Origin of the sequence: Trichocoleus sp. FACHB-46, assembly GCF_014695385.1 — a bacterium.
Lineage (GTDB): Bacteria > Cyanobacteriota > Cyanobacteriia > FACHB-46 > FACHB-46 > Trichocoleus.
This window is the reverse complement of record NZ_JACJOD010000030.1, coordinates 22,067-48,286: the sequence shown is the minus strand read 5'-3', so window position 1 is coordinate 48,286 and position 26,220 is coordinate 22,067. Positions and strand designations below refer to the sequence as shown.

Here is a 26,220-nt window from a genome sequence, read left to right as displayed (position 1 = left end):
GGAGGATTCTGTTTTAGAAGAAGCCAGTGGTATTGCCTCGGTTAGCGTAGGTTTTATCTGTGGGCGTCGCAGCCGCAAGGGGAATGACCAAACGACTCAAAACGCGACCATCCTCCAGCTTGTAGAGGTTGAATTCACCCCCCATTTGTTTAATCAAAGATTGGCAAACCAGCAAATGTAAGCCAGGGGGCTGATCGAGTGTTGAGGGAGCCAGAAGGTCTACGGAGCGTCCAGTTTGTAACTCTGCCACCAACCTTGGCTCAATCACACCATTATCGGTAATTGACAGCTCTAGCCACCGCTCCTCTAGAGTGCGGCACCAGATATCAATGCGCCCACTGGGTTGACAGCGATAGCAAGCCGTCACCAGTAATTCATACAAAATTGCCTCAATTTTGGTGATATCTCCAGCGATCGTGAGGTTGCCTTCGTTGTTATGTACCTGCGACCAAAGCTGGCGTTGCTTGATTAAGTAATCAACCCGCTCTAGCGATCGCTTAAGCAGCGTAGCCAGAGGCACTGTTTCGTAATAGGCCCGTAACCGCCACGGTTCGTCTTTAATCAGTTGACCGACGGTATTGAGGGCATCTCCCATCTGGCGGAGGTTTTGTTGCAAGCGAGTGCCCACCAAGGGATCTTTCTGCGTCGAGAGTTCGCTCAGGCGCTTAAGTGTCAAGTTGAGCGAACGATACAGTTCTTCAATGCGGCGCTGTTTGTACCAGTTCAGTCGCTCCAAGCTTTCGCGCTGGGCTTTCAAGCTATCAGTGAGTAACAAGTTACGGCGTGACCAGGCTAACTGGCTGACCAGGGTACCTAGAGCATTCAAATGCCGCTCTGGCCAATGCCGCGATCGCTCATCCGCAACAATCACGATTCCAGTCGGTTCATGCTCTGGGGCGGTGCGGAGTGCTATGACTAGAACTTGACCGATTCCAGATCCAGAGAGCCACTGTCGCGTTTCTGCGGTCAGATCATCCACCGTCAAGGGCAACAGCCCATCGGCTTGAAGCGCCCACTGCACCAGGGTATCTGTCTGCACAGGCACAACTATTTCTGTGTTGAGCATGAACTGACTGTTCGCCATCACTGGAGCCACAATCCGCCCGCCTCGTCGCCCTGGTAGCCAAGTCACCATCATGGCAAAAGGTACTTGAAGAATTTGAGCAATATGTTGTAAAGCCGAGCGCTCCAGTCGGTCTGGTTGGTAGGTTTGCTGGATAGTAGTGAGGCCCCACTGAATCGTTTGAGAGATTTTCTGCTGTTGTTCGGTTTGCCGCTGGAGTTGCCATTGATGCAAGATCAAACCAATTTGTTGACTCACCACGCGGAGAATCTCTCGCTCTGGACGGCTCCAGGTACGAGTTGCTTCATGGCAAATCACCACCAAACCTTCTAAAGGATGACCAATCGAAGTACTGCACATAAGCAGCGATCGCACGCCAATTTCCAGGAAGACATCCTGCCAAGCCATCAGCTTTAAGTCTTCTTCTAAGTTCTCGATGCCCACCGCCTCAGTGCTGCGCTCCAGCATTTGCCAATCCACATCGTTCAGCATATTTAGCGGTGTGGTTGCAGGCCGACGATTCGCTGGTTGACTTTGGTAGCAAATCTCAAACTTCTCTTGGTCCTTGTCGTAGAGCAAAACTAGGAAGCGCTCCGCTCGCAACCGTTGGCAGAGCTTGTCTGCACAATTTTTGAGCGTACTCTTCCAATCTTCATCACTGTAGATGGCATGGGTGATTTCAGCAGTGAGTGCTTGATCCAACCGCGTCTGCTGAATGATCTCCTCCATCTCTTCTAGAGGAGCCGTCAAAGCAATTAGTTGGGCTGCGCCTCGAACATAACTTTTTTCTTCCTCCTCCCAAATTCGAGCCTCATTGCCTTCTACCGCGAGGAAACCCATCAGCTCATTTTGGAATAGGATTGGTGCTGCCAAGAGCGATCGCGCCTTGATTTGCTGCATCAATCGACTCGTTGTATCGGCTTTGAGCGAGCTGTGAGCTTCCCCAATCGACACCAGTTGATCCGCTGCCAGGGCTTGATAAAAACCACTAATCTCTTGAACCGTGATGCCAGAAGCGATTTGATTCGCATCACTAAATCCTGCTGTCTTCTGACGGTTACTGATTCGCCGCCAAAAATAGCGCCGTTCGCGTTCAAACCAGTAAATATTCGTGCGCGAAGGGCCAATAAATTGATGGGTTTCTTCCACCATTGCTTCTAGGCGTTGTCCCAAAGTTGGCAACTGCCGCAACTTAGACAGGAGGGTCAACAATGGCTGTTCTGGACGCTTAGTTTGCTGTCGCTGCCAATCTGCTTCGATTTGATAAAGCGCTGCGGCCAACCCGCCAAAAATCATTGAGAGTCGCGCTTTCTCGTCGGAGCGAGGAGAAACCCCCCAAAGCGTTGACCCTAGTAGAGACACGCCAAAGCAGCGATCTTTGTAGCGAATCGGAAAGAGCATCGTGCCTTGAATATTGAATTTCTGAGCCGCCTTCCGCCACTCTCCAGCCCTTGTTTCTTCTCGCAAATCTGGTACGCCGACGGGACGCTGCTGAATTACCACCTGCTCCAAAAGATCGCCAGGAGACAGCACGAAGCGTTGCCGTAGAAACGAACTGTCGCCATTGGGCATGACACCGCCTTTACCAAACAGACGATGCTCTAGGCGATCGTAAAGCCCAATCCAAATCAAGCTATAGTCGAATTCATCTTGTAGATAATTGAGTGTGGTTTCAATTAAAACATCGACGCTTTCCTCTTCCCTCAGGGTCTGGAGGACACGACCTAAAGCAACTAATTGTTTTTCGTAGGTTGTCGGCTCTTTCTGCTGACCCATGTTATTTGGACTCCGGTTCCGGGCAGCTTATGCTTTTTGCACAAAGGATGGGAAGAGAGATCCTAGGCACCTTTAGACCTAAAAGGGTACTTGCAGCCTGGATCACCATATTTCTAACTCATTTATCAGGTTGCGATGGATAGTCAACCCATTGTCGATAAGATCGATGGCTGACAACGAGCCAGTTGGTAGACAACAAAAAGAACTATTTTCTCAAGCTCTCAAAATTCTATCTGGTGATGCCCCTTTTCCTCATAGATCTACTCAACCAGTTATTCAAGAGAGCCTGTAATATCTAGGATGCCCATAATATTAATGAGTGTTTGCGTTCGCTCCTAAGCTGGCAATTTTACTCGTCCCTATTTATTTTTGTCGTTCGATCCCTGACAATTGCACCCAAAATTGGACATCTATCAAGTTGGTTTACGTCCCCTTCTTTTCTCTGGACTGAAAGCAGATCCGGAACAGTTGCATCGGCAAGCGCTTCAACTTCTGGATTGGCTAGACCATACGGGCAACCGTCCACCTGCTAGTTGGGTTCAAGCTCGATTGCTGCAATCTTGTGGCTTCTCAGATTCTCGACTAGAGCGATCGCTGTGGGGATTAAGCTTCCCTAATCCTGTTGGGTTGGCCGCCGGTTTTGATAAAGATGGTGTGGCCGCCGGCGTTTGGCCTAGTTTGGGTTTTGGGTTTGCCGAAGTTGGCACTGTGACGTTTCAGGCTCAGCCTGGAAATCCTCAGCCGCGTTTGTTTCGCCTACCTCTAGATCAGGCGGCCTTAAACCGGATGGGTTTCAATAACCAAGGCGCAGCGGCGATGGCGGCAATGTTTAAGGCGAGAAGTCAGCGACAAACAGAAAGGCCAGGCGCTTCTCAGCTCAAAATTCCTATTGGCATCAATCTGGGCAAGTCTAAAATTACGCCCTTGGAGGAAGCAGCCGCAGACTATTTGGGCAGTTTCCGGTTGCTCAAGGATTGGGGCGACTATTTTGTGGTTAATGTCAGCTCCCCAAATACTCCAGGCTTGCGATCGCTCCAGGCTACCGAACAACTAGAACCGATTTTGGCAGCTTTGCAGCAAGAAAACCAGCGACAAAAGCCGATGTTGATCAAGATTGCGCCTGACCTGGAATGGGAGGCGATCGCGGATGTGATCGCTTTGGCACAAAAACATCACTTAGCTGGGATCATTGCCACCAACACCACCATCCGCCGGGATGGCCTCAAGACAGAAGTGCTGGAAGCTACAGGTAAATCAGTGCAAGACGAAGCAGGCGGCATTAGTGGTGCTCCAGTCAAGCAACGCTCTACAGAAGTGATTCGCTTTATCTATCAGCAAACTCAAGGTCAGTTGCCCATCATTGGGGTGGGGGGCATTTTTACCGCAGAGGATGCTTGGGAGAAAATTACCGCCGGAGCCAGTCTGGTGCAGGTTTACACAGGCTGGATTTATGAAGGTCCGTGGATGGTACGACGAATTTTGACAGGGTTGGGGCAAAAGCTAGAGCAACACGGACTAGCCACTCTAGCAGATGCAGTCGGACAAGAAACCTAGAGGTGTGAAAAATGCCGTTTCTACCTAAAGCGATCGCTAGTCACCGCTATTCGCTCTTACTTTACTTAGCAACGGCAGATGTTGGTTTCACCTTAATTTACCTGGTTAGTAGTCTGCTTCAGAATCAGGCACTACCTTTATTTAGCTTTGAGCAAAAATTTACGATTCCGGTCGTCTATGCCGCTATTAAGCTATTTTTGATCGGCTGCTTTTTAGTCACCTCGGCTCTTTGGAAATATTGCTTATTTCAGCGCTCCTCTCGCTATCTCCTGCTAACAATGGGAGCAGGATTTCTGTATCTCTCAACAGACAAGCTATTCAAATTTCATCATCTGTTACAGCTTCCCAACTGGATGTCGAGCCTTCCCGGAGGGGGAGGAGCCTGGATACTTTTTTACTTATTCATCCAGTTACTCATTGTTACTGTTGGCTTTCGCGATCTCACCAAGCTTTGGCGTTTTTACCCTCAAGGGGCATTAATGATTTGCCTAGGCATTGCTTTGTTTATAGTTGGAGGTCTCGGTACTGAAATTTTTAACCATCAAATCTTACAGCCGCTACTTTGGCACATGGGGTGGGGCGATCGCGCCACTTTCTCAACTCTAAAAAATACAGTGGAAGAGTCCTCAGAACTATTAGGAGAGAGTATTGCGTTGCAAGGCTTGGTTTTATTTCTACTGAAGCAGCGTCATCTATTACTTCAACCTGCAAGCTAAAAAACTTAGTTAGCTCCCTGTATTTTTTTAGGCAAACTTTTACATCGACTCAATCTTACGCTTGCGCGATCGCCATTAGAGTTACCTCCCAAACCAAGCGAGGCTGAGCATAACTGAGGAGAGCTTGACGAGCTTTCTCTAAATGTTGTAACAGTTGGGGTTGCCGCCGCGATCGCCAAAGCGCATGTTGCAAATAGTCTATCAACCAGAGTTGCGCCTCTGTATCTAAGGCTTTGTCCAAACGCCGAGCCAACTCTAAAGCTTCACGTGCTGCGCGCAGGGGTTGAGTCAGGGTGGCTAGCAGGTCTGGAGGAATCGCTTGCAACTGCTGCCAACTGGCGATCGCTTCTCCAGGACTTCCTTGGGCAATCTCCAATAATTCTGGATGCTGCAAAATCTCGGCATGGCCCGCCTGTTTTAATACTTGCCCTAGTGCTTCCGGGCTCAGCCGATAAAAGGGAATCCGCTGGCAACGAGAAACCAATGTGGGCAATAGCGCTTCGGCTCCCGGCGCAATTAAAATCAGCGTTGCTGGTCCTGGTTCTTCTAGCGTTTTCAGCAAGCCATTTGCCGCTGCTTCTGCCATCGTTTCTGCCTGCTCAATCACCACAACCGAGCGAGCCGATTCCATCGGTGGACGCCCCAAAAACTGAGCGAGTTGTCGCACTTGATCAAGGCGAATTTGCGGAGGGGCTTTGCGTTTCAGCCCTGCTGCGGCTGCTTCCGCTGCTGACAACAATTTTCCCTGATGCAGATAAGTTGGCTGCACCCACAGTAAATCAGGATGATTCCCTTGTTGTAGCCGATTTTGCAAGCCTTGTTTTTTAGCGGGGAGTACATCTAGCGCTAACAACGACTCCAGAAAACACCGAGCCGCTAAGCTGCGCCCCACACCCGAAGGGCCTGAAAACAAGTAAGCAGGAGCGACTCGCTGCTGGAGCACCGCTTGATGCAGCAATTCTATAGCCTGCGATTGTCCAATTAGGGGTGCAAAAGCGGTTGATACCATTGCGTTAAGCGCTGACTGAGAACTTGTTGAATCTGGTGGGCGACTCTCTGTTCACTCTGACTAGCATCAATGCGAACAATCCGCTCTGGGTACTGCTGATGTAAAGCCTGAAACCCCTGCTGCACCCGCTGATGAAAGGCTAAATCAGCTTGCTCAATCCGGTCGGCTTTACCTCGCTGTCGCATCCGAGCCAAGCCTAGTTCGGCATCCACATCCAACCATAAAGTCAAATCACTTTCCAGTCCACCCGTTGCAGCTTGGTTGAGTTGGTCAATTAAAGCTAAATCCAACCCCCGCCCGTACCCTTGATACGCGATCGTAGAGTCGGTATAGCGATCGCATAAGATCACGGCTCCTCGAGCTAACTGCGGCTTTAAATAACCATCTACATGCTGAGCGCGATCGGCGGCATACAGCAGCAACTCGGCTCGATTTTGGATTGCTTCTTGACCTTGATAGCCCAGTAATAACTGCCGCAACTCTAATCCCAGCTCTGTCCCTCCTGGCTCCCGCGTTACTAGTATGGGTGGAGCTAAATCTTCTTTGAGTGACTGGAAACATTGATTCTCCAGTAGCCATGCTTGCGATCGCAGCATTTGAGTGGTTTTTCCACTGCCTTCAACTCCTTCAAAAACAATCAATCGACCTTGCATAAGCTGCTATTGAACGACTCCTGACTCCGCACCCAGATTCCGCTCGAAGTGTTATTAGCAGGACCACTCCACGAATTGATTCATTGACCCTTGCCCCGACGCACTCTAACAGAAATTGGGGACCGACAGCACACGCAAGATCATTCCATCAGAAAAAATTGATTTGATGTTGCTTCGCCTAACCTCGACTTTCTGAATTAGAACCATTCTGTCCGGATCGGAGGCTGGTATGCTAGAAGCTGGTAAAGGCCAAACCAATTCAAATTTGGGCTCATTACAAAGCTTCTCGCTTTTACGCAGCCTGAAATCTGAATCGTACGATTGGCCTTTATGCTTGAGTCTTGTTATAGCTACTAACCTAAGTATGACTTAGCCATGCTTAGCGAACGTTATGATAAGAAGGTCTTAAAACTGCCACGCCTGGGGTTGCCTATGGCTCGCTATACTTGTCTGTTTACCGTTGAAGTTCCTGTTAACAATCTCCAGCATCTGCTGATTGAGATTCTGGAATCCTGCAATCTCGACATCATTTATGACACTGGGGATTACATGATGGCTCGTGAAGTCCCTGGTCATGTCTCCTTCTCTAAATTAGTGACGGTAGAAGTTCTAATTGATAAGTCGGTCGCTGCCGAGCGAGAAATTCGCCTGAATTTTGTAATCAAGAACGAAGAACTACCCTTGCATCTCGACAATCACTGCCACCAAATGTATGAGCTTGTCAGCCGAGCTGTAGCGGAAAATCGGCATTGGCAGTTAATTGAAGCCGTTGCTGGGTAACTTTTCTTAGAGCGGCTAGCCCCAAATTAGATGCTCTGATTAGTCCATTACAACGTCCATTAAGACTTAGACTCAGCTCTAAGTCAGCTCTTCTGGTTCACCGATCATGCCCGGACTAATCAGTGTAATGTCAAACTCATCGGGGGGCACAGTTGACATCCCGTCTTGCTTCAGTAAGTAATAGACGGCTTTGACTTGTGGCCCAAATACGATCTCATCTTCATTTCGCAAATCATGAGCTTGTAGCTTACGACCATTAATTAAGAGGCCATTGGCGCTCGGTTTACCTTTAAGGTTGCCATCCACCACTCGATAATAATAAGTGCCATCTTCATGGGGTAGCTGCACCAAAGTGGCATGACGACGAGAGACAAACTGCGAAATCAAGCGAATGTCACACTTAGCATCTCGACCAATTGAATAAATGGGATTATTAAGAACAAACTCTCGGCGGCCTTTGTCGTCATCAATAATTAATAAATGATTTTGGGGCGGTTCTGGTGCCATTGCCAAGTAAGTGGTGCCGTGAACAAGTGAATAAGTCAGGATTGTGCCTGTATCCTAGCCTATTTTCCCTAATTATCGACCTAATTGAGTCGTAATAGGTCTTTAAGCATGCTGCAACTATAACGAGTCACTGCTGCCAATTTATGCGAGCTACAGCAGCGATCGCCTCTCAATCTTCAGGAGCAACACCCACCATTTTGGGATCAATTAAAGTGATATCAAATTCAGGGATGTCCCAAGTATCGGGATCAAAACTGTTGATCGTGCCGTCTTCTAGGATGAAGTAGATTACACGGACGCAAGGGCCAAAAACAACCACATCTTCGTTTTTTAGGTCATGGCCTTGAAGCTTGTGGCCGTTGATCAGCAATCCATTCACACTAGGCTTACCGTCAAGATCACCATCTACGATTCGATAGTAACAGCTTCCATCCTCATGGGATTTTTGAATCAAGTTCGCATGATGACGGCCTACAAATAAGGAAGAGAGACGGATATCACACCCGACATCTCGACCAATTGAATAAAGAGATTTACCAAGAACAAACTTGCGCCGACCTTTGCCGTCTTCAATGATTAATAAGTGATTTTGGATCGGTTCTGATGCCATCGCCAAGTTGTGGGTGCAGTGGACGAACTTATTTCAGTTATAACTGGCAAATGACGCCAGGTCCATTCAAAGTGGCAGGGTTTGGAGTTAGCCGTCAATCTTCCGAAGCAACACCTACCATCCGAGGATCAATCAGCGTTACATCAAATTCCGGGATCTCTAGATCGTCAGGATCTAAGTTGGCTAGTGCATCTTCTTCCAAAACAAAGTAAATGATCCGAACCGAAGGACCAAACACCACTACGTCTTTGTTTTGCAGGTCGTGTCCCTGTAACTTATGGCCATTGACCAACAACCCATTCACGCTAGGCTTGCCTTTGAGACTGCCATCCTGAATTCGATAAAAGTAGCTACCGTTTTCCTTTGGCAGCTTTACTAAGGTGGCGTGCCGTCGAGATACAAATAGTGAAGCAAGACAGATGTCACATTTAACATCTCTGCCAATCGTGTATACCGAGCCATCAAGGGTGAAGTGTCTTTGCCCCTTATCGTCTTCAATAATCAAAAGATGATTTTGCTTAGGTTCTGAAGCCATAACGCTGAATTTCAAATAACTGGAAAAAACTTATAATGCAGAGCCTGACGAAAGTTTGAGAGGTTTGTGCCTAAAAATTACTCATAGTAGCCATGTCTTAATTAGTTTACCCATTTGAATCAATAGATAGAGGTTGATGGCTCTTAAACAAACATTTCAGGTTTTTAACAATCGCTTGTAATATCAGAATTCAATTAAGCTTTGCCACCCGTTTCATTCTTAAGGGGAGACTGGGTGTAACGAAGTAAAAGTGAATTTGTCACCACACTGACAGAACTAAAAGCCATCATTGCTCCCGCCGCCGCTGGGCTCAGAACAAACCCTGTTGCCACTAGGAAAGTACCCGCAGCGAGAGGAATCCCTAGGATGTTGTAAGCAAAAGCCCAGAACAAGTTCTGACGAATTTTTTTAAAAGTGGCGCGACTCAGTCGAATTGATTTTACAACGTCCATCAGGCGATCGCGCATCAGCACAATTTCGGCGGTCTCGACAGCCACATCTGTACCAGAGTACAAAGAAATACCGATATTGGCTTGGGCCAGCGCTGGAGCATCATTGATACCATCGCCTACCATCGCAACTTGATGACCCAGTTTTTGTAATTGAGCGATCGCGGCAGCTTTTTCCGCAGGCTGAATTCCAGACTGTACGTTTTCCGCAGCAATGCCCACAGATTTAGCAATCAGAGCCGCAACCTCGTGGCGATCGCCACTTAAGAGGTGAACCCGCAAGCCCATTTGTTGTAGCTGTTTGACAGTGGCATGGGCATCAGGCCGCAGAGGATCAACAGCAGCAATTAAGCCAACTAGTGTGTCTGCGATCGCAACATAGACCACAGTTTTGCCAGCTTGTGCTAATACTTCTGCTTGAGCCTGAGCAACGTCACTCACCACAATCCCTTGGTGGCTCAGCCAATCGGCATTACCCAACACCACTAAGCGATCGCTGACTAAGGCCGAAATTCCCCGTCCTGGCTCCGTGTAGAAATCTTTAGCGGGTAAAAGATCTAACTTCTGAGTTTGGGCTTGTTGCAAGATTGCGGCAGCTAAGGGATGACGGGCTCCACTTTCCACAGTGGCAGCGAACTGTAATAAATCTTGAGGAGAGAGCGGTTCAAGATTGGCGTTAGCAGTAACTAGAGGTAAGCAATCAGTAACAGTCGGCTGACCCGCAGTCAGAGTCCCAGTTTTATCAAACACGATGGTGTCGAGGTGATGGACTTGCTCCAAAACATCTCCGCCTCGAATTAACAGACCCTGCTCAGCGCCCAAGCTAGAACCCACCAAGATCGCGGTTGGAGTTGCCAAACCTAAAGCACAAGGACAGGCAACGACCAACACGGCGATCGCTAATTTGAGGCTTAACAACAACGGTGAGGTCTGCGTCGGCAAGTCTGCTAAGTGGCTCTGCTGCATCAGATGAGCATGAGTCGTGAGGGACGCGATCGCGATGTGGTGGCTTAGCACTTCAGGCCAAACGTGAGTGCCAATTCCGTACCAAAAGACAAAGGTGACAGTTGCGATCGCCATAACTGTGTAGGTAAAGTACCCAGCCACAGTGTCAGCTAAATGCTGGATCGGGGCTTTGCGAGTTTGAGCCGTTTCTACCAGAGCAATGATTTGAGCCAGCGTCGTGTCCTTGCCTGTGCGGGTGGCTTGGATGGCGATCGCCCCTGATTGATTCAGGGTGCCTGCTGCGACCAGCTCCCCAGGCTGTTTGAGCACGGGTAAAGCTTCTCCGGTCAGCATCGACTCATCGACTGTGGTTTGCCCAGCCACCAATTTGCCGTCCACAGGCATCTTTTCTCCCGGTAGCACTTGCAGCCACTCCCCTACCCGCACTCGCTCCGCCGGAATCTCTACACAGGTCTGTGAGGCGATCGCAGTTTGATTGCCCGGATCAATGGTGGGTTGGGGGATCAGGCGAGCAACGCGCGGTTGAAGCGCGATCAAAGCCTCAAAAGCGGCAACGGCTCGGCCTCTAGCTCGCTGCTCCAGCGTACGGCCTAACAAGATAAACCCCACTAACATCACGGGTTCATCAAAGAAACACTCCCAGCCCAAGCTGGGAAAGAACAGAGCAATACAACTAGCGGTGTAAGCAGTGAAGGTGCCCAAACCAACGAGCGTATTCATGTTGGGGGCGTTGCGTCGTAGCCCTCGCCAGCCTTCGACCAAAATGAACCGCCCTGGCCCTACCAGTGCTATTGTTGCCAGTCCCCAATGGAACCAAATATTGCTGAGGATGGGAAGGGTTAACCAGCCCCACTGTCCAACGTGGCCTAACCCAGACAGCAGTAGGAGTAAACCTGCGATCGCAGTTCGGCGGGTTTGTTGTTGAATTTCGAGTTGATGTCGTTCTCTAAAGCTTGTCGAGGTAGAACCAACCCCAGGAGTAGCATCATTCTCTGCGGCTACAAATCTCGGTTGTGTCGGGAAGCCTGCTTCGGTCACGGCTTGAGCCAAAATAGCAGGATCAGCAATGCCTGCTGCACACTCAACTGTTGCGACTTCAGTTACTAAGTTGACAGAGGCAGAAATTACTCCAGGGTGTTGGCTGAGTTGCTGTTCTACCGTTCGGACGCAGCCTGCACACTTCATCCCCGCAACTTCTAAAGTTACAATTTCTGAGGAGTTTGGAGTTGCAACAATTTGGTCTGGAGTCAGTTGCATAAGCTTTTCGATCTACCGCCATCACGGGATACCTAAATGGGTATCTCTTCTTTGAGGGTAGGCGAAGACTCCAAAAATTGCCGTAAAGCCGCTAAGTTTTTTGCTCTCAAGCCCAAATTTGAAATTTTAATTGCTCAGCCGCATGCTGCAGCCTAAGTTGAGCCACTGCCCAGAATAAAGAGACTCAGCAAAGTGCCGCTATTCCAAAGGCTGTGCATCAGCATGGGAGCAAGGAGATTGCGCGATCGCGTGTAGACAAACCCCAACACCATCCCCAAAACCATCAGCGGTAATATTTCTGACAGGCTCAGGTGAGCCAGGGCAAATAGAAAAGCACTGATAGTAATCGCTCCCCAGACAGGCACGTAGCGGGTCAAGGATGGCAGCAGGAAGCCCCGGAACATCACTTCTTCAAACAAAGGAGCCGCGACCGAGGCGGTCAGGAAAAAGATTACCAAGGCCACATTATCTCGGCCCTCTAACACAATCGGCAAAATGGGATTGCTACCTCCCTGTCCTTGCCAAAACTGTTGGTTGATCAACGACACCAAAATTACTAGAGGTAGAGCCATGAAATAACCGCCCAGTCCCCACCAAAACCAGTTGCCTCCGCCCTTGATGCGGAACCAGTCTTCATACTCTTCATCAGGCAAGGGTAGGAATGGCTTCAAAGAGCTGTAGAGAACCAGAAGCCCGACAGTTACAAGCAAGGCATACACAGCCAGAATATAAATGGCTTGCGTCCGGCTATCAAAGCTAGCAGGGTTGATGCCTAAAAGTTGCAGCCCCAAGGGCAAGGCAATTTGACCGACAAAAAATTGCCCTACGAAAAAGAGGACTAAAACTTGCCAAATAGTTTCGCCATTCCAAAGAGTCGGCCAACTCAAGGCTCCATTTTGCACTAACAAGGCTTGCTTACCTTTCACGAGCCATTGCACAACTAAATAGACCAAAATGCCAATGCCAATCAAAAAGCCAAACACTGGAATCCCAGCAATGAGTAGCAACTTCAAAGCGGCTTGCTGAGCCAGGTCTTGTTCGGTAGTTTGCAATTCACTGAGACTCGTTTGGCGTTGTTGCAATTTGTACAATCGCGTCAGAGCTTGGTAGCGAAACCAGCCATCTAATTCTTGTTTGATTTGCAGTTCAGCATCGGGTAGAAGGCTGGAAGGAGTACTCCACAAACCTACTAAAGCCGTTGCTGTCTTACCCAGACTGCTGAATTGGCTACTAGGTTGAGTCGTGTCAATCAACTGGTTCCAAGTTGCCAAAGCCGCATCGGTTTGTTCTTGTTGGGCCTGTAAAACCCCTAACCGCAAGTCCAGCTCATGAATGAGGCGAGTCATCTGAAGAATGGGTTCTTGGCTTTGTTGGGCTTGAGTTTTGGGAGCGGGTGTTTCTGTGGCTGGAGCAACTTTAGGCTGCGTTTCAGGCTTTAAGGTGCGAGCTAATGGGCGATCTTCTAATGTAGGCTGCGATCGCGTTTCCAATTTAGCTAAAGTGCCTGCCACCGATTGCCGAGCTTCTTGGTACTGTTTCAAAGCGGCTTTGACGGGTTCATCGCCAATCAATTTATCCCGTGCGTCTTTGAGATCTACATCGCTATTGGCATCGCCTTGCCACTCGGAAGCGTGCAGCAACAGATTGGTTTGATAGAGTTCTAGACGGCTCTGAACTTGAGGCTGACTCCAGCTTTGGGCTAAAGATAAACCAATAAAAGCGATCGCAATAATCGTCAGAACCCCTAAAATCAATTGCTTCAGTTTCATTCCCTTCCCCAGCAGCAAGTGCAGTGATTTCACCCCCAATTTGGAGTGATGAACCCGTTCAGCTCGATCAATGTGAGTGCAATGTTAATCAGCCTCAAAGGCATTATCTCATTGCTAGTCCTGCTCCGTGGCCTATCAGCAGTTAGAGCCATCAGCTTCTCAGGAGAGATAGGCGATCGCGGCTAGTACAAACAGCAGCATAGACCGTATCTTTCGTGATCCAGCGCGTCTCCTCGACGGGGTAAAATTCTTCTGGTCTCTTTTGTATGGGTCTTTAATAAAGACTCTGCATTATTGGCGATCGTTCGCTCTATTTCTGACACCCCTGCCCTGATTTGATTGGAGGATAAAGCCCTGAGTACTCGTGTCATTCTTGTGCGCCACGGCGAGAGTAGCTATAACGTTGAGCGCCGTGTTCAGGGTCACTGTGACCAATCAACCTTAACTGAAGCAGGTCGTGCTGCGGCTCAAAAAGTTGGGGCAGCTTTGAGTGGCCTCACCTTCGATGCGGTGTATAGCAGTCCGCTGAAACGAGCGAAAGAAACAGCTCAGCTAGCGCTTTCCTGCTTTCCGACGGCTACTCATTATCCTCCCGAAATCCAGCTAACCGACAACCTCAAAGAAATCAATCTGGTGCTCTGGGAAGGCATATTGTTTGATGAGGTCGAAGCTAAATTCCCCGAGGATATCCAGTTGTGGCGAGACCAACCGCATAAACTACGGATGGAAATCCCTGGACCGAACGGCACAGTTGATTTCTTTCCAGTCCCAGCGCTTTACGAACAAGCTCGACAGTTTTGGCAAGAAGTTTTACCTCGGCATGGGGACCAAACCATTCTGGTTGTCGCTCATAGCGGCATTAATCGAGCTTTGATCAGCACTGCCATTGGTCTAGATTGCGATCGCTACCAATCTTTGCAGCAATCTAACTGCGGCATCACTGTCTTGAATTTTGCAGGTGGCTTAGACGCGCCTGTGCAGGTAGAGTCTCTGAACTTGACCGCTCACTTTGGCGAACCGTTGCCAAAGCGTCGCTCTGGTCAAAAGGGGCCCCGCCTCTTACTGGTGCGGCACGGAGAAACAGAATGGAATCGGCAGAAGCGCTTCCAAGGTCAAATTGATGTCCCACTCAATGACAATGGGCGCGAACAAGCTCGACAAGCAGCTGAGTTTTTGCGCTCCATTAGCATTGATGCGGCAGTAAGTAGCTCAATGCAGCGGCCCAAAGAAACAGCAGAAATTATTCTGCAATACCACCCCAACATTGATTTAAAGCTCGACGATACCTTGCAAGAAATCAGTCATGGTTTGTGGGAAGGCAAGCTAGAGTCAGAGATTGAGGCAGAGTTTCCTGGTGAGTTGCAACGCTGGCAAGCCACCCCCGAAGCCGTGCAAATGCCTGAGGGTGAGAACTTGCAACAGGTATGGGATCGGGCGATCGCAGCTTGGAACGCCATTGTCGAAACAGCGGCTGCATCTCCCACCCCCCAGACCGTATTGGTGGTGGCTCACGATGCCATCAACAAAGCCATTTTGTGTCATGTGGCAGGTTTAGGGCCAGAAAATTTCTGGAACTTCAAGCAAGGGAATGGTGCGGTGAGTGTGATTGACTACCCCAAAGGCCCAGCAGGGCACCCTGTCTTGCAAGCAATGAATATTACGTCTCACCTAGCAGGTGGAGTTTTAGACAAAACGGCAGCAGGAGCTTTGTAAGTACGAAGGCATCATGACTAATGAACTGCTCCAACAAGTCCGGGTCTTAGATCCTGCGGCGATGACCGATCGCGTGGCCGATGTCTTGATTGTCGATGGCAAGATTGAGGCGATCGCAGACTCTATCTCTGAGTGGCCCACCGATAGTCAGGTACGAGATGGTCGAGGCTTGATCTTAGGGCCAGGGTTAGTCGATTTGTATAGCCACTCTGGCGAACCCGGATTTGAGGACAGGGAAACCCTACGTTCTTTACAGCAGGCCGCGATCGCAGGTGGATTCACGCGCCTAAATATCCTGCCTGACACGACCCCCGCTCTAGACAATCCCGCTGGACTCGCTTGGTTACAAGACAAACGGCAATTTCAGCTTCCAGTCCAAGTTCGGGCATGGGGCGCTTTGACGCTAGGAGTGCAAGGACAACAAATGACCGAGCTAGCCGAGCTAGGAGCAGCAGGCGTTGTGGGTTTTGCCGATGGCCGAGCTTTATCCAGTTATGGACTCCTGCGGCGACTTTTGGAATATCTCCAGCCATTGCAAAAACCTGTGGCGCTTTGGCCTTGCGACCCCAAGCTAACAGGGAATGGGGTGATGCGAGAGGGACCAGAATCGATTCGCTTTGGCTTGCCTGGAAGTCCTGCGATTGCCGAAACCACTGCGATCGCGGCTCTCTTCGAACTCGTTGCAGCGATCGGTACGCCTGTGCATATCATGCGAGTCTCGACTGCCCGTAGCGTGGAATTGATTCAAGTGGCTAAGGAACGGGGTCTGCCCATTACGGCTAGCACCACCTGGATGCATTTGTTGCTCAATAGTCAGGCGATTCAAACCTACGACCCCAACTTACGGCTGGAGCCTCCATTAGGCAACCTAACGGATCAAGCCGCTTTAATTGATGGCATCAGGCAAGGCGTGTTAGATGCGATCGCGATCGATCACACTCCTTACACCTATGAAGAAAAAACAGTGGCTTTTGCCGAGGCTCCTCCAGGCGCGATCGGATTAGAGTTAGCACTCCCTCTGTTATGGCAACGCTTTGTCATGAGTGGTGAATGGACAGCGCTAGAGCTTTGGCGCGTACTCAGCAGCAATCCAGCCAAATGTTTGCAACAGCCTGTCGCCACAGTCGCACCTGGCCAACCTGCTGAACTGGCTTTGTTTGACCCCAGCCAGCCTTGGGTGGTGAGCGGGCAGTCTCTTAAGTCTTTATCTATTAACACACCTTGGTTGGGTCAAGAGCTGCTTGGTCAGATTGTGCAAACCTGGTGTCCTAGTTCTTAAAGAATTACTGAGCAGACTTAAGTTCATAAGCTGGCTCTTGGCCTAACTCTCCAACTCGATTGGGAGGCCAGAAACGCACCACAGCTCGACCAATGATGCGATCGCGAGGGACAAACCCCCAGTAGTGACTGTCGTAGCTGTTATTGCGGTTGTCGCCCAGCACTAAATAAGAGTCAGAAGCTACCTGCACAGGCCCCCACTGGTAGCTGGGTTTCTCGTCAATGTACTCTTCTCTCAACGGTTGGTCATTGATATAGACTCGCCCTCCCTTGACTTCTACCTTCTCACCCGGTAGACCAATCACCCGTTTGATGAATGCATCCTTAAAGCCTTGGTCTTTTAAGGTTTGAGTTGGAGAGAACACGACAATATCGCCTCGCTCTAAGCTATGGAAGTGGTAGCTTAATTTATCTACAATCAAGCGATCGTTGATTTGTAGCGTTGGCAGCATTGACCCGGATGGGATATAGCGCGCTTCAGCGACGAAAGTGCGAATTCCCAAAGCTAAAATGACACTCAGCCCAATGGTTTTGAGTCCCTCTAACCAAGGATTTTCAACTTGTGGTTGGGTATTTTCGTCAGACGCTTGATTCTGCACACGAGTCATAGGTGTTTACTTACCAAGGAAAAGAGCGGTATCAATTCAGAGTTATAAGCGTTACTCAGACTACCAGCCTATCAATTCAATCCAACAAATGGGTTTGATACTGCCATGTAACGATGGGGAGCTTGTAAAACTCTGACATAAAAATCGATATTTAGACACGCATCAATTTACGTTATCTTAGCCAGTTGCTTATCTCACAAACGGTTAGCGCCATGCATTCTGCCTCTCATCTACTCATTCGCCAGGCCCAAGTGCTCCTACCCAGTGGTGAACTCATGGTAGGAGATGTACAAATCGAGGGACTATTATTCAGGTTGCACCCGACCTCTCCGATACGATCGATAGCGCAGTCAGCCAGGAAATAATAGACGCTCAAGGACTCACTTTGTTGCCAGGAGTGATTGACCCGCAGGTTCACTTCCGCGAACCAGGTTTGGAGCACAAGGAAGATTTATTTACCGCCAGTTGTGCCTGTGCCCAGGGAGGCGTTACTTCTTTCCTGGAAATGCCCAACACCCGCCCACTAACCACTAACCAAGCCGCGCTAGACGATAAACTGCGCCGAGCGGCGGAAAAGTGTTTGGTGAATTACGGCTTTTTTATCGGGGCAACGGGTGACAACCTCACGGATTTACTAGAGGCGCAACCAGCTTGTGGCATCAAGATTTTCATGGGCTCAATGCATGGCCCTTTGTTGGTAGATCAAGAGTCAGCCCTAGAGTCCATCTTTGCCACAGGCGATCGCCTCATGACAATGAGGCGTTATGGCAAGCCTTACTCGATGACGTAATTGACTTTATTGCCACTGACCACGCCCCACACACCTTAGAAGAAAAAGCCCAAACCTACCCCAACACACCTTCAGGCATGCCAGGTGTTGAAACCTCGCTGCCTCTGATGTTGACTCAAGCTAAAGCGGGACGCTGTACCGTGGCCCAAGTAGCTCATTGGATGTCCACAGCCGTTGCCAAGGCTTATGGCATTCCGAAAAAAGGCGCGATCGCTCCAGGTTACGATGCTGACCTCGTACTTTTGACCTAGAAAACTATGCTTCAGTCAGGCGTGAAACCCTCCAAACCAAGTGTCGCTGGAGTCCCTTTGAAGGTTGGGAGTTAACAGGCTAGCCTGTAACGACTATTGTGGGAGGCCAAGTGGTTTATGACCCCGGGAAGCTGAACACAGAGGTCCGGGGTCAAGCATTGACCTTCAGCGAAACTTGAGGAATTCACTAACAGTCTAATCCGGACAGGGAGCCACAAATTCAGCAGTTGCGGTTTGCACAACCCTGGAAACTTTAAAGAGATGGTGTAGTCAAACTGCAACCGCTAAAGCTGGGGTTAATTCCAGATAAACTCCTATTAGTGACGTACCAAGTTCATCTAAGTAACTGGGCATGCTTAAGGTAAAGAATTCCATTAAGTTCTCCTTTGAGCTGTCTTGGCTCGCTTAGGTGCATTTTTCCAAACAAAAATCATGGCAAATACAGAGCTGCTACATTCGATCGCCCATGACCTAGAACAGCATCCAAACTCAATTCGGATTAAAAAGCTAATTTTTTATATTTGCAAAAATTTTTGGGAAAACAATTTAGATATTATCAACTCTCATTCTCTAAAAAATCTTATTCAAGAATTACTTAGCCTTCATCCCACTTCCAGCGCTCTCAACTCTCATCTAACCAGGGTCGCTCAAGGTTTGAGCAAACCAGCGGAGTACAGTTTAATTGCCAATCTTATTTTCCAAAAAATCAAAAGTCTTTATTCTGAGATTTCATTAGAGTCAAATATTACCTCAAAGCAACAAGAGGCACTTAGAGTCGCTGGTAGGCTTGCTCAAGACAAAAACTCAATTAGAATCAAAAAAATCCTCACTTATATTTGCAAAAATATTTGGGAGAATAACTTAGATCAGCTCCAGCAATACCACTGGCAAGAGTTAGTCGAAGAGTCTTTGGAGCTAGCACCAACTCTAGAGAGCCTAGAGCTAGTACTTAACAGTATTGTAAGAACCCTTAATCGCCAAACCGAATATTCTCTGGTTGTGGGTAGCATTATTAATTGTTTCAGTACCTTATACGCTGAGAAGCCAGCTTCAACTCAGTTAATGAGTGACAACGGCGATACACAAATAGTTATTCAAACTGAGCAGACGAATTTGGTAGTTGAGCCTCAATTTGCTCAAGAAGCTTATTCCAAAGAGTCAACTTGTTACACACAAGTTTCCTCCCATCTAGAAGCTCAACCAGAGAAGATTCGGATCAAAAAGCTAATTCTTTGCGTCTGTAGGAATTATTGGGAGAATGATCCAAGCAAGCTACAAGCAATACCCCTAGAAGTTTTAATTGCCGAGCTACATGCGATCGCTGGCAACCTCACTGACCTAAAACTACTTTTAAGCAGTGTTGTTAGTACCTTAAACCGGAAAGCAGACTACTTTTTAATTGCCGATACAATCACTCAGTCTCTTGAAGCCCTCTACTGCCAATCCATTAATTCAGCCCCAGTAGCTCTGCCTTCAAATAATCAAGCTGAAGCTAGTTTCACCCAACCGATAGATCAACATTCAGCTTCTCAGGTAGCGCGATCGCCAGGAATAGAGACAGAGCTAGCGAAAAGTGCGTATGCTCCTTTTGAACTACGGCTCGAAATCATGAAATATACCAATCCTCTTCGAGCCAAAATTTTGCTCTTTTCAGTACTTCAGCATAAGTTCTCTTTTAGCGCTTCTGATTGGTCAGCTCTCAAAGCTTGTGAATTTGATTATTTACTACAACAACTATTTGAACAGTGTGAAACCCTGTCCACCCTTGAATCTCGGCTAGAAATCATTGCCAGCTGTTTAGAAGATCCCTATGAGTACAATCAGGCAGCGGGAGCCATCATTCAGTGCGTTAAACCCTTTTATTCACTCATACAACGCCAGCCGAAACTTAGTTCAGCTGAGTCTATATCATCACCAATTTACTCAGAGCATTTCTCCCCTGAGCAAACCAGGATTAAGTTCAATTTTGAAGAAACCCTCTTAACTTCTGGCCATGTTGATATCGAGGTGGAGACCGAGCAGACTTGCCAGTTTGGCTCTACTGCGAAACCCGTTTTTAAGGATGAAGCGCGATCGCTAGATGACTTAGATCAAACCTGCGAACTATCGTCTACATTAGCTCCTAAAATATCAGCTCAAAGCTGAAATAAAATTGCTGATTAGGATGAGGCTTTGGTCATAAATAATTACAAGTAACTTCTATGAACGCAGATGAATTAATTGGGCGATATGCTGCTGGTGAGCTTGACTTTAACGCCTTGAGTTTGAGCGGCATTAACTTAAACGGAGCTGATTTAATTGGAATCAACCTCTCTAAAAGTGATTTGCAGGGTGCATCATTCATTTTTGCCTACCTCAGTCGAGCTAATTTAAGTCAAGCCAACTTAATAGGTACAAAGCTGAGTGGAACTAACCTCAATCAAGCAGATCTACACCGCGCCAACCTTCATGATACTGATCTGCATGGTGCTAGCTTGCAAGCTGCGGATCTACGCAGTGCTGACATTACTTTGGCTAATTTACTCGATGCCAATCTAATCGACGCGGATCTACGCAATGCCAACTTAAGCGGTGCGAATCTCACAGGTGCCTGTTTACGAGGAGCTAATTTTCGCCAAGAGAACCGTCAATATGTTGCTAATCTGAGAGGCGCAAACTTAGCTAAAACCGATCTGAGAGGTGTTAATTTAACAGGTGCTGACCTAGCAAGAGTGAACCTGCGCGGCGCAAACTTGAGCGAGGCTATGTTAAGAGACGTTGATCTGAGTGAAGCAGATCTCACAGGTGCTATTCTTAGTGGCGCTTTTCTCACAGAAGCTCAACTCAGCGGTGCCATTCTAGTCGGAGCAAACTTGGTCAACGCCAAACTGGAGCGAGCTACATTATGCGACGTTGATCTAACAGGCGCGAATTTACACAACGCCATCTTGCCTGATACCAAGCTGAGCAAGGCTAAATTAGAGCAAGCTAATCTCACTGCTGCGAAGTTGAGTCGAGCCGACCTAAGCCGTACCAACCTTCGCCATGCTAACTTGACTGACGCTAACTTGATTGATGCCTATTTAGCGAGAGCCGATTTGAGTTACGCCAATCTGACTGATGCCAACTTGGTCCGAGCCGAGCTCAGTAGCACCAATTTAATGAATGCCAACCTCAAGGGAGCTAAAATGCCTGACGGCAAAGTTAATAGCTAACTTAACTAGAATAGTTGTCCTTACGGGCGGTTAGGAGAAGCCAAGTTACGAAAACAGGTGAACTGCGGCTCAAATAGCAGTTTTACCGTTCCCACCGGACCATTACGATGCTTGGTAATAATCACCTCAGCAATTCCGCGATCGGGTGTATCTGGGTTATAGTACTCGTCGCGGTAAATCATCATAATCAAATCCGCGTCCTGCTCGATCGATCCCGACTCCCTCAGGTCAGACATCATGGGTCGCTTGTTAGTCCGAGATTCCACACCTCGGCTTAACTGCGATAAGGCAATCACTGGAACACCGAGTTCCCGTGCTAAACCTTTCAGTCCGCGAGTTACTTTCGACAACTCTTGAACTCGGTTGTCTGAGCCGCTACCCTCCATTAACTGCAAGTAATCGATCAAGATAAGTCCCAAGGGTTTTCCATTCTCTGCCTGCAAGCGACGGGACTTGGAGCGCATCTCGGTCACACTGATGTCCGGCGTATCATCGATGTAAACATTTAGCTGTGACAATGTGCTGATGGCGTGCCCCAAAGGTTCCCATTCAGTCTGGCTGATCCGCCCAGAGCGTAAACGCCCGCTCTCAATGCGAGACTCACTGGAAAGTAAGCGGTAAACCAACTGCTCCTTGGACATCTCCAAACTAAAAACTGCTACGGGTAGCTTGTGAAACGCGGAAATGTTTCGAGCAATATTTAAGACGAAGCTGGTTTTCCCCATTGACGGACGACCCGCCACAATCACCAAATCCGATCGCTGGAAACCTTGGGTCATGGCATCCAGGTCGTAAAAACCACAAGCGATCCCTGGCATCACCATGCCTAAAGAGCGGCTTTCAATGTCGGAGAAAGTGTCTGTGAGAATATCGGAAGTGGGGACTAGACCTTGTTGCGGGCGGTCTTGAGTAATGCTGAAAACTTTTTGCTCAGATTGATCGAGGATCTTGACTAGTTCGCTATTAGTTTCATAACCGAGTTGCGCGATCTCTGTGCCAACTTGAATCAACTTGCGGCGCAAAAACTTATCCATGACCAGCGAAGCATACTGATCAATGTTGACGGCGCTGATCGTGCGATCTACTAGTTGAGCGAGTCGGCTTTGCCCACCCACTTTTTCTAGCAGGCTGTGATCTTGCAGCCAGCTTGTGAGGCTCATGAGATCGGTCGGCTTACCTTGGCTATGGAGCGTGACCGCTGTTCGATAGATTTCTTGATGCGCACTAATGTAAAACGCCTCAGGCCGCAGAATATCAATCACTCGATTGATGGCTTCTGGGTCGAGCAAGATACCGCCCAAGATGGCTTCTTCCGCATCAATGTTTTGCGGGGGCAGGCGATCGCTCAGCGGTTGGAAACTTAAGTCGTGAACCATAACAGGGACAACTGTAAAAAGGTTTGGATCAAATGAGACGGATGAGTAGCTGACTCACCCGTCCTACACTGAAGAACAAAACTGGTCAGTTGCAGCCTCTATGGGGCCTCACACACTAGCCTGTTATGTATATCAGAATTCTACCGACGCCAAGCGGCAAGAATTAGCTAACCAGAATTAGCTAGCAACGACTTCAATCTCTACTACAGCGCTCACATCAGGATGCAGTTTGATTTCTGCTCTGTAAGTTCCAACTTTATTAATGTCGGGTAGAGAAATTTCGCGGCGATCGACATCTTCACCTGTCGCTGCCTGAATTGCTTCTACGACTTCACGAGCTGTAACCGTACCGAAGATGGCATCGCCTTCACCCACCTGCTTCTGAATGGTGAGACGAGTTGCCTTCTCTAGAACTGCTTTTTGCGTTTCAGCTTGCTGCTTTTGTTCCAGCAATAGCACACGCTCTTTCTCTTTACGACGCTCTACTTGCTTAAGAATGCCAGGGTTGGTCTTAACAGCAAAGCCTTGAGGAATCAAGTAATTGCGGGCGTAGCCGGGAGCAACTTCTACCAGATCACCTGTTCTCCCTAGCTTGCTAACATCCCGATTTAAAACTAACTGAACACGTTTCGCCATGATCTTTCCTGTGATTAACTGTGCGTACCTTGGGAGGTGTTGTCGCTGTCGTCAGAACACTTTATCGTATCGAAATGTGAGGAGCGATCGCAAGTTTAGTGACCATCTAATTTCTGTCAACTCCTAGTATCCCCTCACATTTCGTTTTGCCCAGTCACTTAGTACAGGTGCCACTATTCTCTAAAACTGCTCCTTAAGTTGCCGTAAACGCGCAAAAGTTTCCACTTGCTCAGCCATCTTGACGGCTTGTTGAATACGGGGCACATCCCAGCGCAGGAAAGGATTTGTGCGTTTTTCCAAACCCAAATTTGAGGGTACAGTCGCTTCCGAACGCTGACGCATTGCTTCGACCTCAGCTAAGCGGGTTTGCAAATCTAAGTTAGCGCTCTCCACGCTTAAGGCAAACTGTAAATTCTTTAGGGTATATTCATGGGCGCACCAAACCCTGGTGTTGTCTGGCAAAGCTCGCAACTTGCTTAAAGATTGCACCATTTGCGTCGGAGTCCCCTCAAACAAGCGACCACAACCGCCTGCAAAAAGTGTATCCCCACAAAATAGCTCTCCTGCGTCCTCGGGGTTAGTAGGTGGAAAGTAATAGGCGATGTGGGCGCGGGTATGCCCTGGCACAAACAACACTTCTGCTTCTTGGTCTCCAAATGGAACGCGATCGCCTCCTTGCAGAAACTTCTGTTGTCCTGGAATGCGTCCGCGATCGCCCTCCCCTCCATACACAGTTAAGGTGGGGAATTTGCGCAGCAGTTCTGCGTTTCCACCCACATGATCCCCGTGATGGTGAGTATTAAAAATCGCTACTAATTCTGCACCAAGCTGAGCCAGAAACTTTAAGACTGGCTGCGCCTCTGCTGGATCTACCACTGCTGCTATCCCCTGGGCAGGAGCATGCAGGACAAAAATGTAATTATCGGAGAGGGCTGGGAGTCGATAAACTTGCATCAGTCCATTTTCTCATTGGTTTCCCAGAATTGAACGACACTTTAGGCTTAAGTGCCCCTCAAGCGACTCAAGGAATTTGACTACTTAGCGATGGGTGGCAATCAACTCACACCTTAATGAGAGAGATTTACACAAATTCACTAAGTCTTCATTGTGTGCTCATTGCAGCTTTGCCAAACCGCTGAGATAAAGCTATGACAATAGCTTTATGAGGACTGCCTCAGCCAAACGTTATCAGACGTATCAGGACAAGTCATACTCATGGTGTGGACAGCGCAAAGTAAATCAAGCCTAAGCATAAAAATAATTACAGAGCAAATTATTCAAGCTGGACAGCTGAGCCGCCGAGAGCATTTGCAATTAACTTCTATAATTCTTTCCGACTCTAAGCTTTCTTCTGAAGACCGACGGCAGATCAACTTAATTTTTGACTATCTGCAAACGGGTCGCCTCAAACTAGCCGACTAAATCTTCTGGTAGCATCACTGTATTCCATCCTTCTACACTCTTGAGCCCCCAACCCGCTAAAAATCGCCAGAAAATTTCTGTCATTACACCCGACTTATCAGGGGGTGGAGTGACAAGGGCTTATTTGTTGAGCCAAGTTCTACAAAAACTTGATTATGACGTAGAAGTTGTTGGGTTTCTCTTCGGTCCATCCATCTACCCCAATCCACCCATTGGCCTCCCAGTTCAGGCATTTCCTGGCTGTAATTATCCAAGGCTACTGAGTCCAGCCAAGCAACTGCTTGATCAGGTGAATGGGGATATTATTTACGCCGTCAAGCCCAGGCCCACCAGCTTTGGTATGGCTTTATTGAAGCAATTATTTTCTAAGCGTCCAGTCGTCTTAGATATTGATGACTGGGAGCTAAGCTGGTACGGCGGCGACAAATGGGCCTACCGTCCTACGGTGAAACAGTTAGCGAGGGATGTGTTGAAACCGGAAGGGGCATTAAGACAGCCAGAACACCCCTTGTATTTGAAATGGAGCGAGAATCTGGTCAGTCGGGCGAATGCCATTACTGTAGACACTCAGTTTCTCCAAAATCGGTTTGGCGGCATCTACCTACCCAATGGGAAAGACACCGCTTTATTTAATCCCAAAAAATATGACCCTGAGACGAGCCGGGAGCGCTATGGTCTTGCGGGATATAGAGTCCTGATGTTTCCTGGAACACCCCGTCCTCACAAAGGTTTAGAAGATGTTCTGCTGGCTTTAGAGATGTTGAACGAGCCAGATTTAAGACTCGTGATGGTGGGTGGCCGTAGACCAGACGACTACGATCGCCAACTGGTTGAGCGCTGGGGACAATGGATTATTCAATTGCCGAGATACCCAGTTGAGCAAATGCCTGAAATTGTTGCGGCAGCTCATGTAGTAGTGGTGCCACAGCGGGATACACCAACGGCAAAGGCGCAATTCCCACTCAAGCTAACCGACGGTATGGCAATGGCAAAGCCAATTTTGTCTACCAAGGTTGGTGATATTCCGACTATTTTGGCTGGAGTCGGATACCTAGTTGAGCCTAATTCTCCAGAACAAATTGCTGAGCAACTTCGAGCCATCTTTCAGGACTGGGAGTCAGCTTGCCAATTAGGTTTGAAGGCGCGGCAAAAATGCGTAGAACACTACAGCACCGATGCAATGGCATCTACTCTAGAGAAATTGCTTGGACAGCTGAAGTGATGGAGGCCGACAGTTCCTCGAAACCTAAAACCTAACCCCCGACCCCTCCCCTAGGCTCGACACGCTTTTCAGCTTGAGGGAGATTT

23 protein-coding genes are annotated in these 26,220 nt (G+C 48.4%); 11 read left to right on the top strand and 12 right to left on the bottom strand.

Annotated features, from left to right (window positions below; all coding sequences use genetic code 11):
* Positions 1 to 13: 13 nt before the first annotated feature.
* Positions 14 to 2,839, bottom strand: a complete 2,826-nt coding sequence (locus H6F72_RS16770; protein WP_190437951.1) for a GAF domain-containing sensor histidine kinase — start codon at positions 2,837 to 2,839, stop codon at positions 14 to 16.
* A 390-nt stretch (positions 2,840 to 3,229) separates the two neighbouring features.
* On the opposite strand from H6F72_RS16770, the gene H6F72_RS16765 reads away from it, so the two are divergent.
* Positions 3,230 to 4,393, top strand: a complete 1,164-nt coding sequence (locus tag H6F72_RS16765; RefSeq protein WP_370527515.1) for a quinone-dependent dihydroorotate dehydrogenase — start codon at positions 3,230 to 3,232, stop codon at positions 4,391 to 4,393.
* A gap of 11 nt (positions 4,394 to 4,404) precedes the next feature.
* Positions 4,405 to 5,109 carry a hypothetical protein gene (locus tag H6F72_RS16760; protein WP_190437948.1) on the top strand — a complete coding sequence of 235 codons (705 nt, stop codon included), beginning with the start codon at positions 4,405 to 4,407 and terminating at the stop codon, positions 5,107 to 5,109.
* A 55-nt stretch (positions 5,110 to 5,164) separates the two neighbouring features.
* On the opposite strand, the gene H6F72_RS16755 is transcribed toward H6F72_RS16760, so the two are convergent.
* Positions 5,165 to 6,118 carry a DNA polymerase III subunit delta' gene (locus H6F72_RS16755; RefSeq protein ID WP_190437946.1) on the bottom strand — a complete coding sequence of 318 codons (954 nt, stop codon included), beginning with the start codon at positions 6,116 to 6,118 and terminating at the stop codon, positions 5,165 to 5,167.
* Complete coding sequence (gene tmk / locus H6F72_RS16750) at positions 6,091 to 6,771, bottom strand: dTMP kinase (protein ID WP_190437944.1); 681 nt, start codon at positions 6,769 to 6,771, stop codon at positions 6,091 to 6,093. The genes H6F72_RS16755 and tmk overlap by 28 nt, the downstream gene beginning before the upstream one ends.
* A gap of 432 nt (positions 6,772 to 7,203) precedes the next feature.
* Here tmk and H6F72_RS16745 point away from each other — a divergent pair, with 432 nt between their 5' ends.
* A complete protein-coding gene (locus tag H6F72_RS16745; protein ID WP_190437942.1) occupies positions 7,204 to 7,551 on the top strand; it encodes a hypothetical protein in 348 nt (115 codons plus the stop codon).
* A gap of 78 nt (positions 7,552 to 7,629) precedes the next feature.
* Here the strand turns inward: H6F72_RS16745 and H6F72_RS16740 are convergent, their stop codons facing one another.
* The 5 genes from H6F72_RS16740 to H6F72_RS16720 all read right to left on the bottom strand — a co-directional run bounded on the left by H6F72_RS16740 (position 7,630) and on the right by H6F72_RS16720 (position 13,644).
* Complete coding sequence (locus H6F72_RS16740) at positions 7,630 to 8,058, bottom strand: FHA domain-containing protein (RefSeq protein ID WP_190437940.1); 429 nt, start codon at positions 8,056 to 8,058, stop codon at positions 7,630 to 7,632.
* 169 nt (positions 8,059 to 8,227) lie between these two features.
* Positions 8,228 to 8,668 carry an FHA domain-containing protein gene (locus H6F72_RS16735; protein ID WP_190437938.1) on the bottom strand — a complete coding sequence of 147 codons (441 nt, stop codon included), beginning with the start codon at positions 8,666 to 8,668 and terminating at the stop codon, positions 8,228 to 8,230.
* Between the two features lie 94 nt (positions 8,669 to 8,762).
* Positions 8,763 to 9,203, bottom strand: a complete 441-nt coding sequence (locus H6F72_RS16730) for an FHA domain-containing protein (RefSeq protein WP_190437935.1) — start codon at positions 9,201 to 9,203, stop codon at positions 8,763 to 8,765.
* 194 nt (positions 9,204 to 9,397) lie between these two features.
* Entirely contained in the window at positions 9,398 to 11,875 is a 2,478-nt protein-coding gene (locus H6F72_RS16725) for a cation-translocating P-type ATPase (RefSeq protein WP_190437932.1), read from the bottom strand.
* A 152-nt stretch (positions 11,876 to 12,027) separates the two neighbouring features.
* Positions 12,028 to 13,644, bottom strand: coding sequence for a CPBP family intramembrane glutamic endopeptidase (locus tag H6F72_RS16720; protein WP_190437929.1), 1,617 nt, complete (start codon positions 13,642 to 13,644; stop codon positions 12,028 to 12,030).
* 375 nt (positions 13,645 to 14,019) lie between these two features.
* On the opposite strand from H6F72_RS16720, the gene H6F72_RS16715 reads away from it, so the two are divergent.
* Entirely contained in the window at positions 14,020 to 15,357 is a 1,338-nt protein-coding gene (locus tag H6F72_RS16715; RefSeq protein WP_348252039.1) for a histidine phosphatase family protein, read from the top strand.
* Positions 15,358 to 15,370: 13 nt separating this feature from the next.
* Positions 15,371 to 16,636, top strand: coding sequence for a dihydroorotase (locus H6F72_RS16710; protein ID WP_190437926.1), 1,266 nt, complete (start codon positions 15,371 to 15,373; stop codon positions 16,634 to 16,636).
* A gap of 4 nt (positions 16,637 to 16,640) precedes the next feature.
* Here the strand turns inward: H6F72_RS16710 and lepB are convergent, their stop codons facing one another.
* Positions 16,641 to 17,243, bottom strand: a complete 603-nt coding sequence (lepB, locus tag H6F72_RS16705) for a signal peptidase I (RefSeq protein ID WP_190437923.1) — start codon at positions 17,241 to 17,243, stop codon at positions 16,641 to 16,643.
* 385 nt (positions 17,244 to 17,628) lie between these two features.
* Between lepB and H6F72_RS31170 the strand changes: the two genes are divergently transcribed.
* The 4 genes from H6F72_RS31170 to H6F72_RS16690 all read left to right on the top strand — a co-directional run bounded on the left by H6F72_RS31170 (position 17,629) and on the right by H6F72_RS16690 (position 21,478).
* Positions 17,629 to 18,033 carry an amidohydrolase family protein gene (locus H6F72_RS31170; RefSeq protein ID WP_370527514.1) on the top strand — a complete coding sequence of 135 codons (405 nt, stop codon included), beginning with the start codon at positions 17,629 to 17,631 and terminating at the stop codon, positions 18,031 to 18,033.
* Positions 18,033 to 18,284, top strand: a complete 252-nt coding sequence (locus H6F72_RS31165; RefSeq protein WP_370527528.1) for an amidohydrolase family protein — start codon at positions 18,033 to 18,035, stop codon at positions 18,282 to 18,284. The genes H6F72_RS31170 and H6F72_RS31165 overlap by 1 nt, the downstream gene beginning before the upstream one ends.
* A gap of 432 nt (positions 18,285 to 18,716) precedes the next feature.
* Positions 18,717 to 20,429, top strand: coding sequence for a hypothetical protein (locus tag H6F72_RS16695; protein WP_190437921.1), 1,713 nt, complete (start codon positions 18,717 to 18,719; stop codon positions 20,427 to 20,429).
* Positions 20,430 to 20,485: 56 nt separating this feature from the next.
* Positions 20,486 to 21,478 carry a pentapeptide repeat-containing protein gene (locus H6F72_RS16690; RefSeq protein ID WP_190437920.1) on the top strand — a complete coding sequence of 331 codons (993 nt, stop codon included), beginning with the start codon at positions 20,486 to 20,488 and terminating at the stop codon, positions 21,476 to 21,478.
* Between the two features lie 20 nt (positions 21,479 to 21,498).
* On the opposite strand, the gene dnaB is transcribed toward H6F72_RS16690, so the two are convergent.
* The 3 genes from dnaB to gloB all read right to left on the bottom strand — a co-directional run bounded on the left by dnaB (position 21,499) and on the right by gloB (position 24,444).
* Positions 21,499 to 22,854, bottom strand: coding sequence for a replicative DNA helicase (gene dnaB, locus H6F72_RS16685; protein WP_190437918.1), 1,356 nt, complete (start codon positions 22,852 to 22,854; stop codon positions 21,499 to 21,501).
* A gap of 177 nt (positions 22,855 to 23,031) precedes the next feature.
* Positions 23,032 to 23,490 carry a 50S ribosomal protein L9 gene (rplI, locus tag H6F72_RS16680; protein WP_190437916.1) on the bottom strand — a complete coding sequence of 153 codons (459 nt, stop codon included), beginning with the start codon at positions 23,488 to 23,490 and terminating at the stop codon, positions 23,032 to 23,034.
* Between the two features lie 180 nt (positions 23,491 to 23,670).
* Entirely contained in the window at positions 23,671 to 24,444 is a 774-nt protein-coding gene (gene gloB, locus H6F72_RS16675) for a hydroxyacylglutathione hydrolase (protein ID WP_190437914.1), read from the bottom strand.
* Positions 24,445 to 24,705: 261 nt separating this feature from the next.
* Between gloB and H6F72_RS16670 the strand changes: the two genes are divergently transcribed.
* Positions 24,706 to 24,912 (top strand): hypothetical protein, encoded by a 207-nt coding sequence (locus H6F72_RS16670; RefSeq protein WP_190437911.1) that lies wholly within the window; start codon positions 24,706 to 24,708, stop codon positions 24,910 to 24,912.
* A gap of 40 nt (positions 24,913 to 24,952) precedes the next feature.
* Positions 24,953 to 26,134, top strand: a complete 1,182-nt coding sequence (locus tag H6F72_RS16665) for a glycosyltransferase family 4 protein (protein WP_199299136.1) — start codon at positions 24,953 to 24,955, stop codon at positions 26,132 to 26,134.
* Positions 26,135 to 26,220: the final 86 nt, after the last annotated feature.

Excerpts from the sequence above, each read along its gene's own strand:
- H6F72_RS16770 (WP_190437951.1), bottom strand. The coding sequence starts at position 2,839 with ATGGGTCAGCAGAAAGAGCCGACAACCTACGAAAAACAATTAGTTGCT.
- H6F72_RS16760 (WP_190437948.1), top strand. The coding sequence starts at position 4,405 with ATGCCGTTTCTACCTAAAGCGATCGCTAGTCACCGCTATTCGCTCTTA.
- H6F72_RS16755 (WP_190437946.1), bottom strand. The coding sequence starts at position 6,118 with ATGGTATCAACCGCTTTTGCACCCCTAATTGGACAATCGCAGGCTATA.
- tmk (WP_190437944.1), bottom strand. The coding sequence starts at position 6,771 with ATGCAAGGTCGATTGATTGTTTTTGAAGGAGTTGAAGGCAGTGGAAAA.
- H6F72_RS16745 (WP_190437942.1), top strand. The coding sequence starts at position 7,204 with ATGGCTCGCTATACTTGTCTGTTTACCGTTGAAGTTCCTGTTAACAAT.
- H6F72_RS16740 (WP_190437940.1), bottom strand. The coding sequence starts at position 8,058 with ATGGCACCAGAACCGCCCCAAAATCATTTATTAATTATTGATGACGAC.
- H6F72_RS16735 (WP_190437938.1), bottom strand. The coding sequence starts at position 8,668 with ATGGCATCAGAACCGATCCAAAATCACTTATTAATCATTGAAGACGGC.
- H6F72_RS16730 (WP_190437935.1), bottom strand. The coding sequence starts at position 9,203 with ATGGCTTCAGAACCTAAGCAAAATCATCTTTTGATTATTGAAGACGAT.
- H6F72_RS16725 (WP_190437932.1), bottom strand. The coding sequence starts at position 11,875 with ATGCAACTGACTCCAGACCAAATTGTTGCAACTCCAAACTCCTCAGAA.
- H6F72_RS16720 (WP_190437929.1), bottom strand. The coding sequence starts at position 13,644 with ATGAAACTGAAGCAATTGATTTTAGGGGTTCTGACGATTATTGCGATC.
- H6F72_RS16710 (WP_190437926.1), top strand. The coding sequence starts at position 15,371 with ATGACTAATGAACTGCTCCAACAAGTCCGGGTCTTAGATCCTGCGGCG.
- lepB (WP_190437923.1), bottom strand. The coding sequence starts at position 17,243 with ATGACTCGTGTGCAGAATCAAGCGTCTGACGAAAATACCCAACCACAA.
- H6F72_RS16695 (WP_190437921.1), top strand. The coding sequence starts at position 18,717 with ATGGCAAATACAGAGCTGCTACATTCGATCGCCCATGACCTAGAACAG.
- H6F72_RS16690 (WP_190437920.1), top strand. The coding sequence starts at position 20,486 with ATGAACGCAGATGAATTAATTGGGCGATATGCTGCTGGTGAGCTTGAC.
- dnaB (WP_190437918.1), bottom strand. The coding sequence starts at position 22,854 with ATGGTTCACGACTTAAGTTTCCAACCGCTGAGCGATCGCCTGCCCCCG.
- rplI (WP_190437916.1), bottom strand. The coding sequence starts at position 23,490 with ATGGCGAAACGTGTTCAGTTAGTTTTAAATCGGGATGTTAGCAAGCTA.
- gloB (WP_190437914.1), bottom strand. The coding sequence starts at position 24,444 with ATGCAAGTTTATCGACTCCCAGCCCTCTCCGATAATTACATTTTTGTC.
- H6F72_RS16670 (WP_190437911.1), top strand. The coding sequence starts at position 24,706 with ATGGTGTGGACAGCGCAAAGTAAATCAAGCCTAAGCATAAAAATAATT.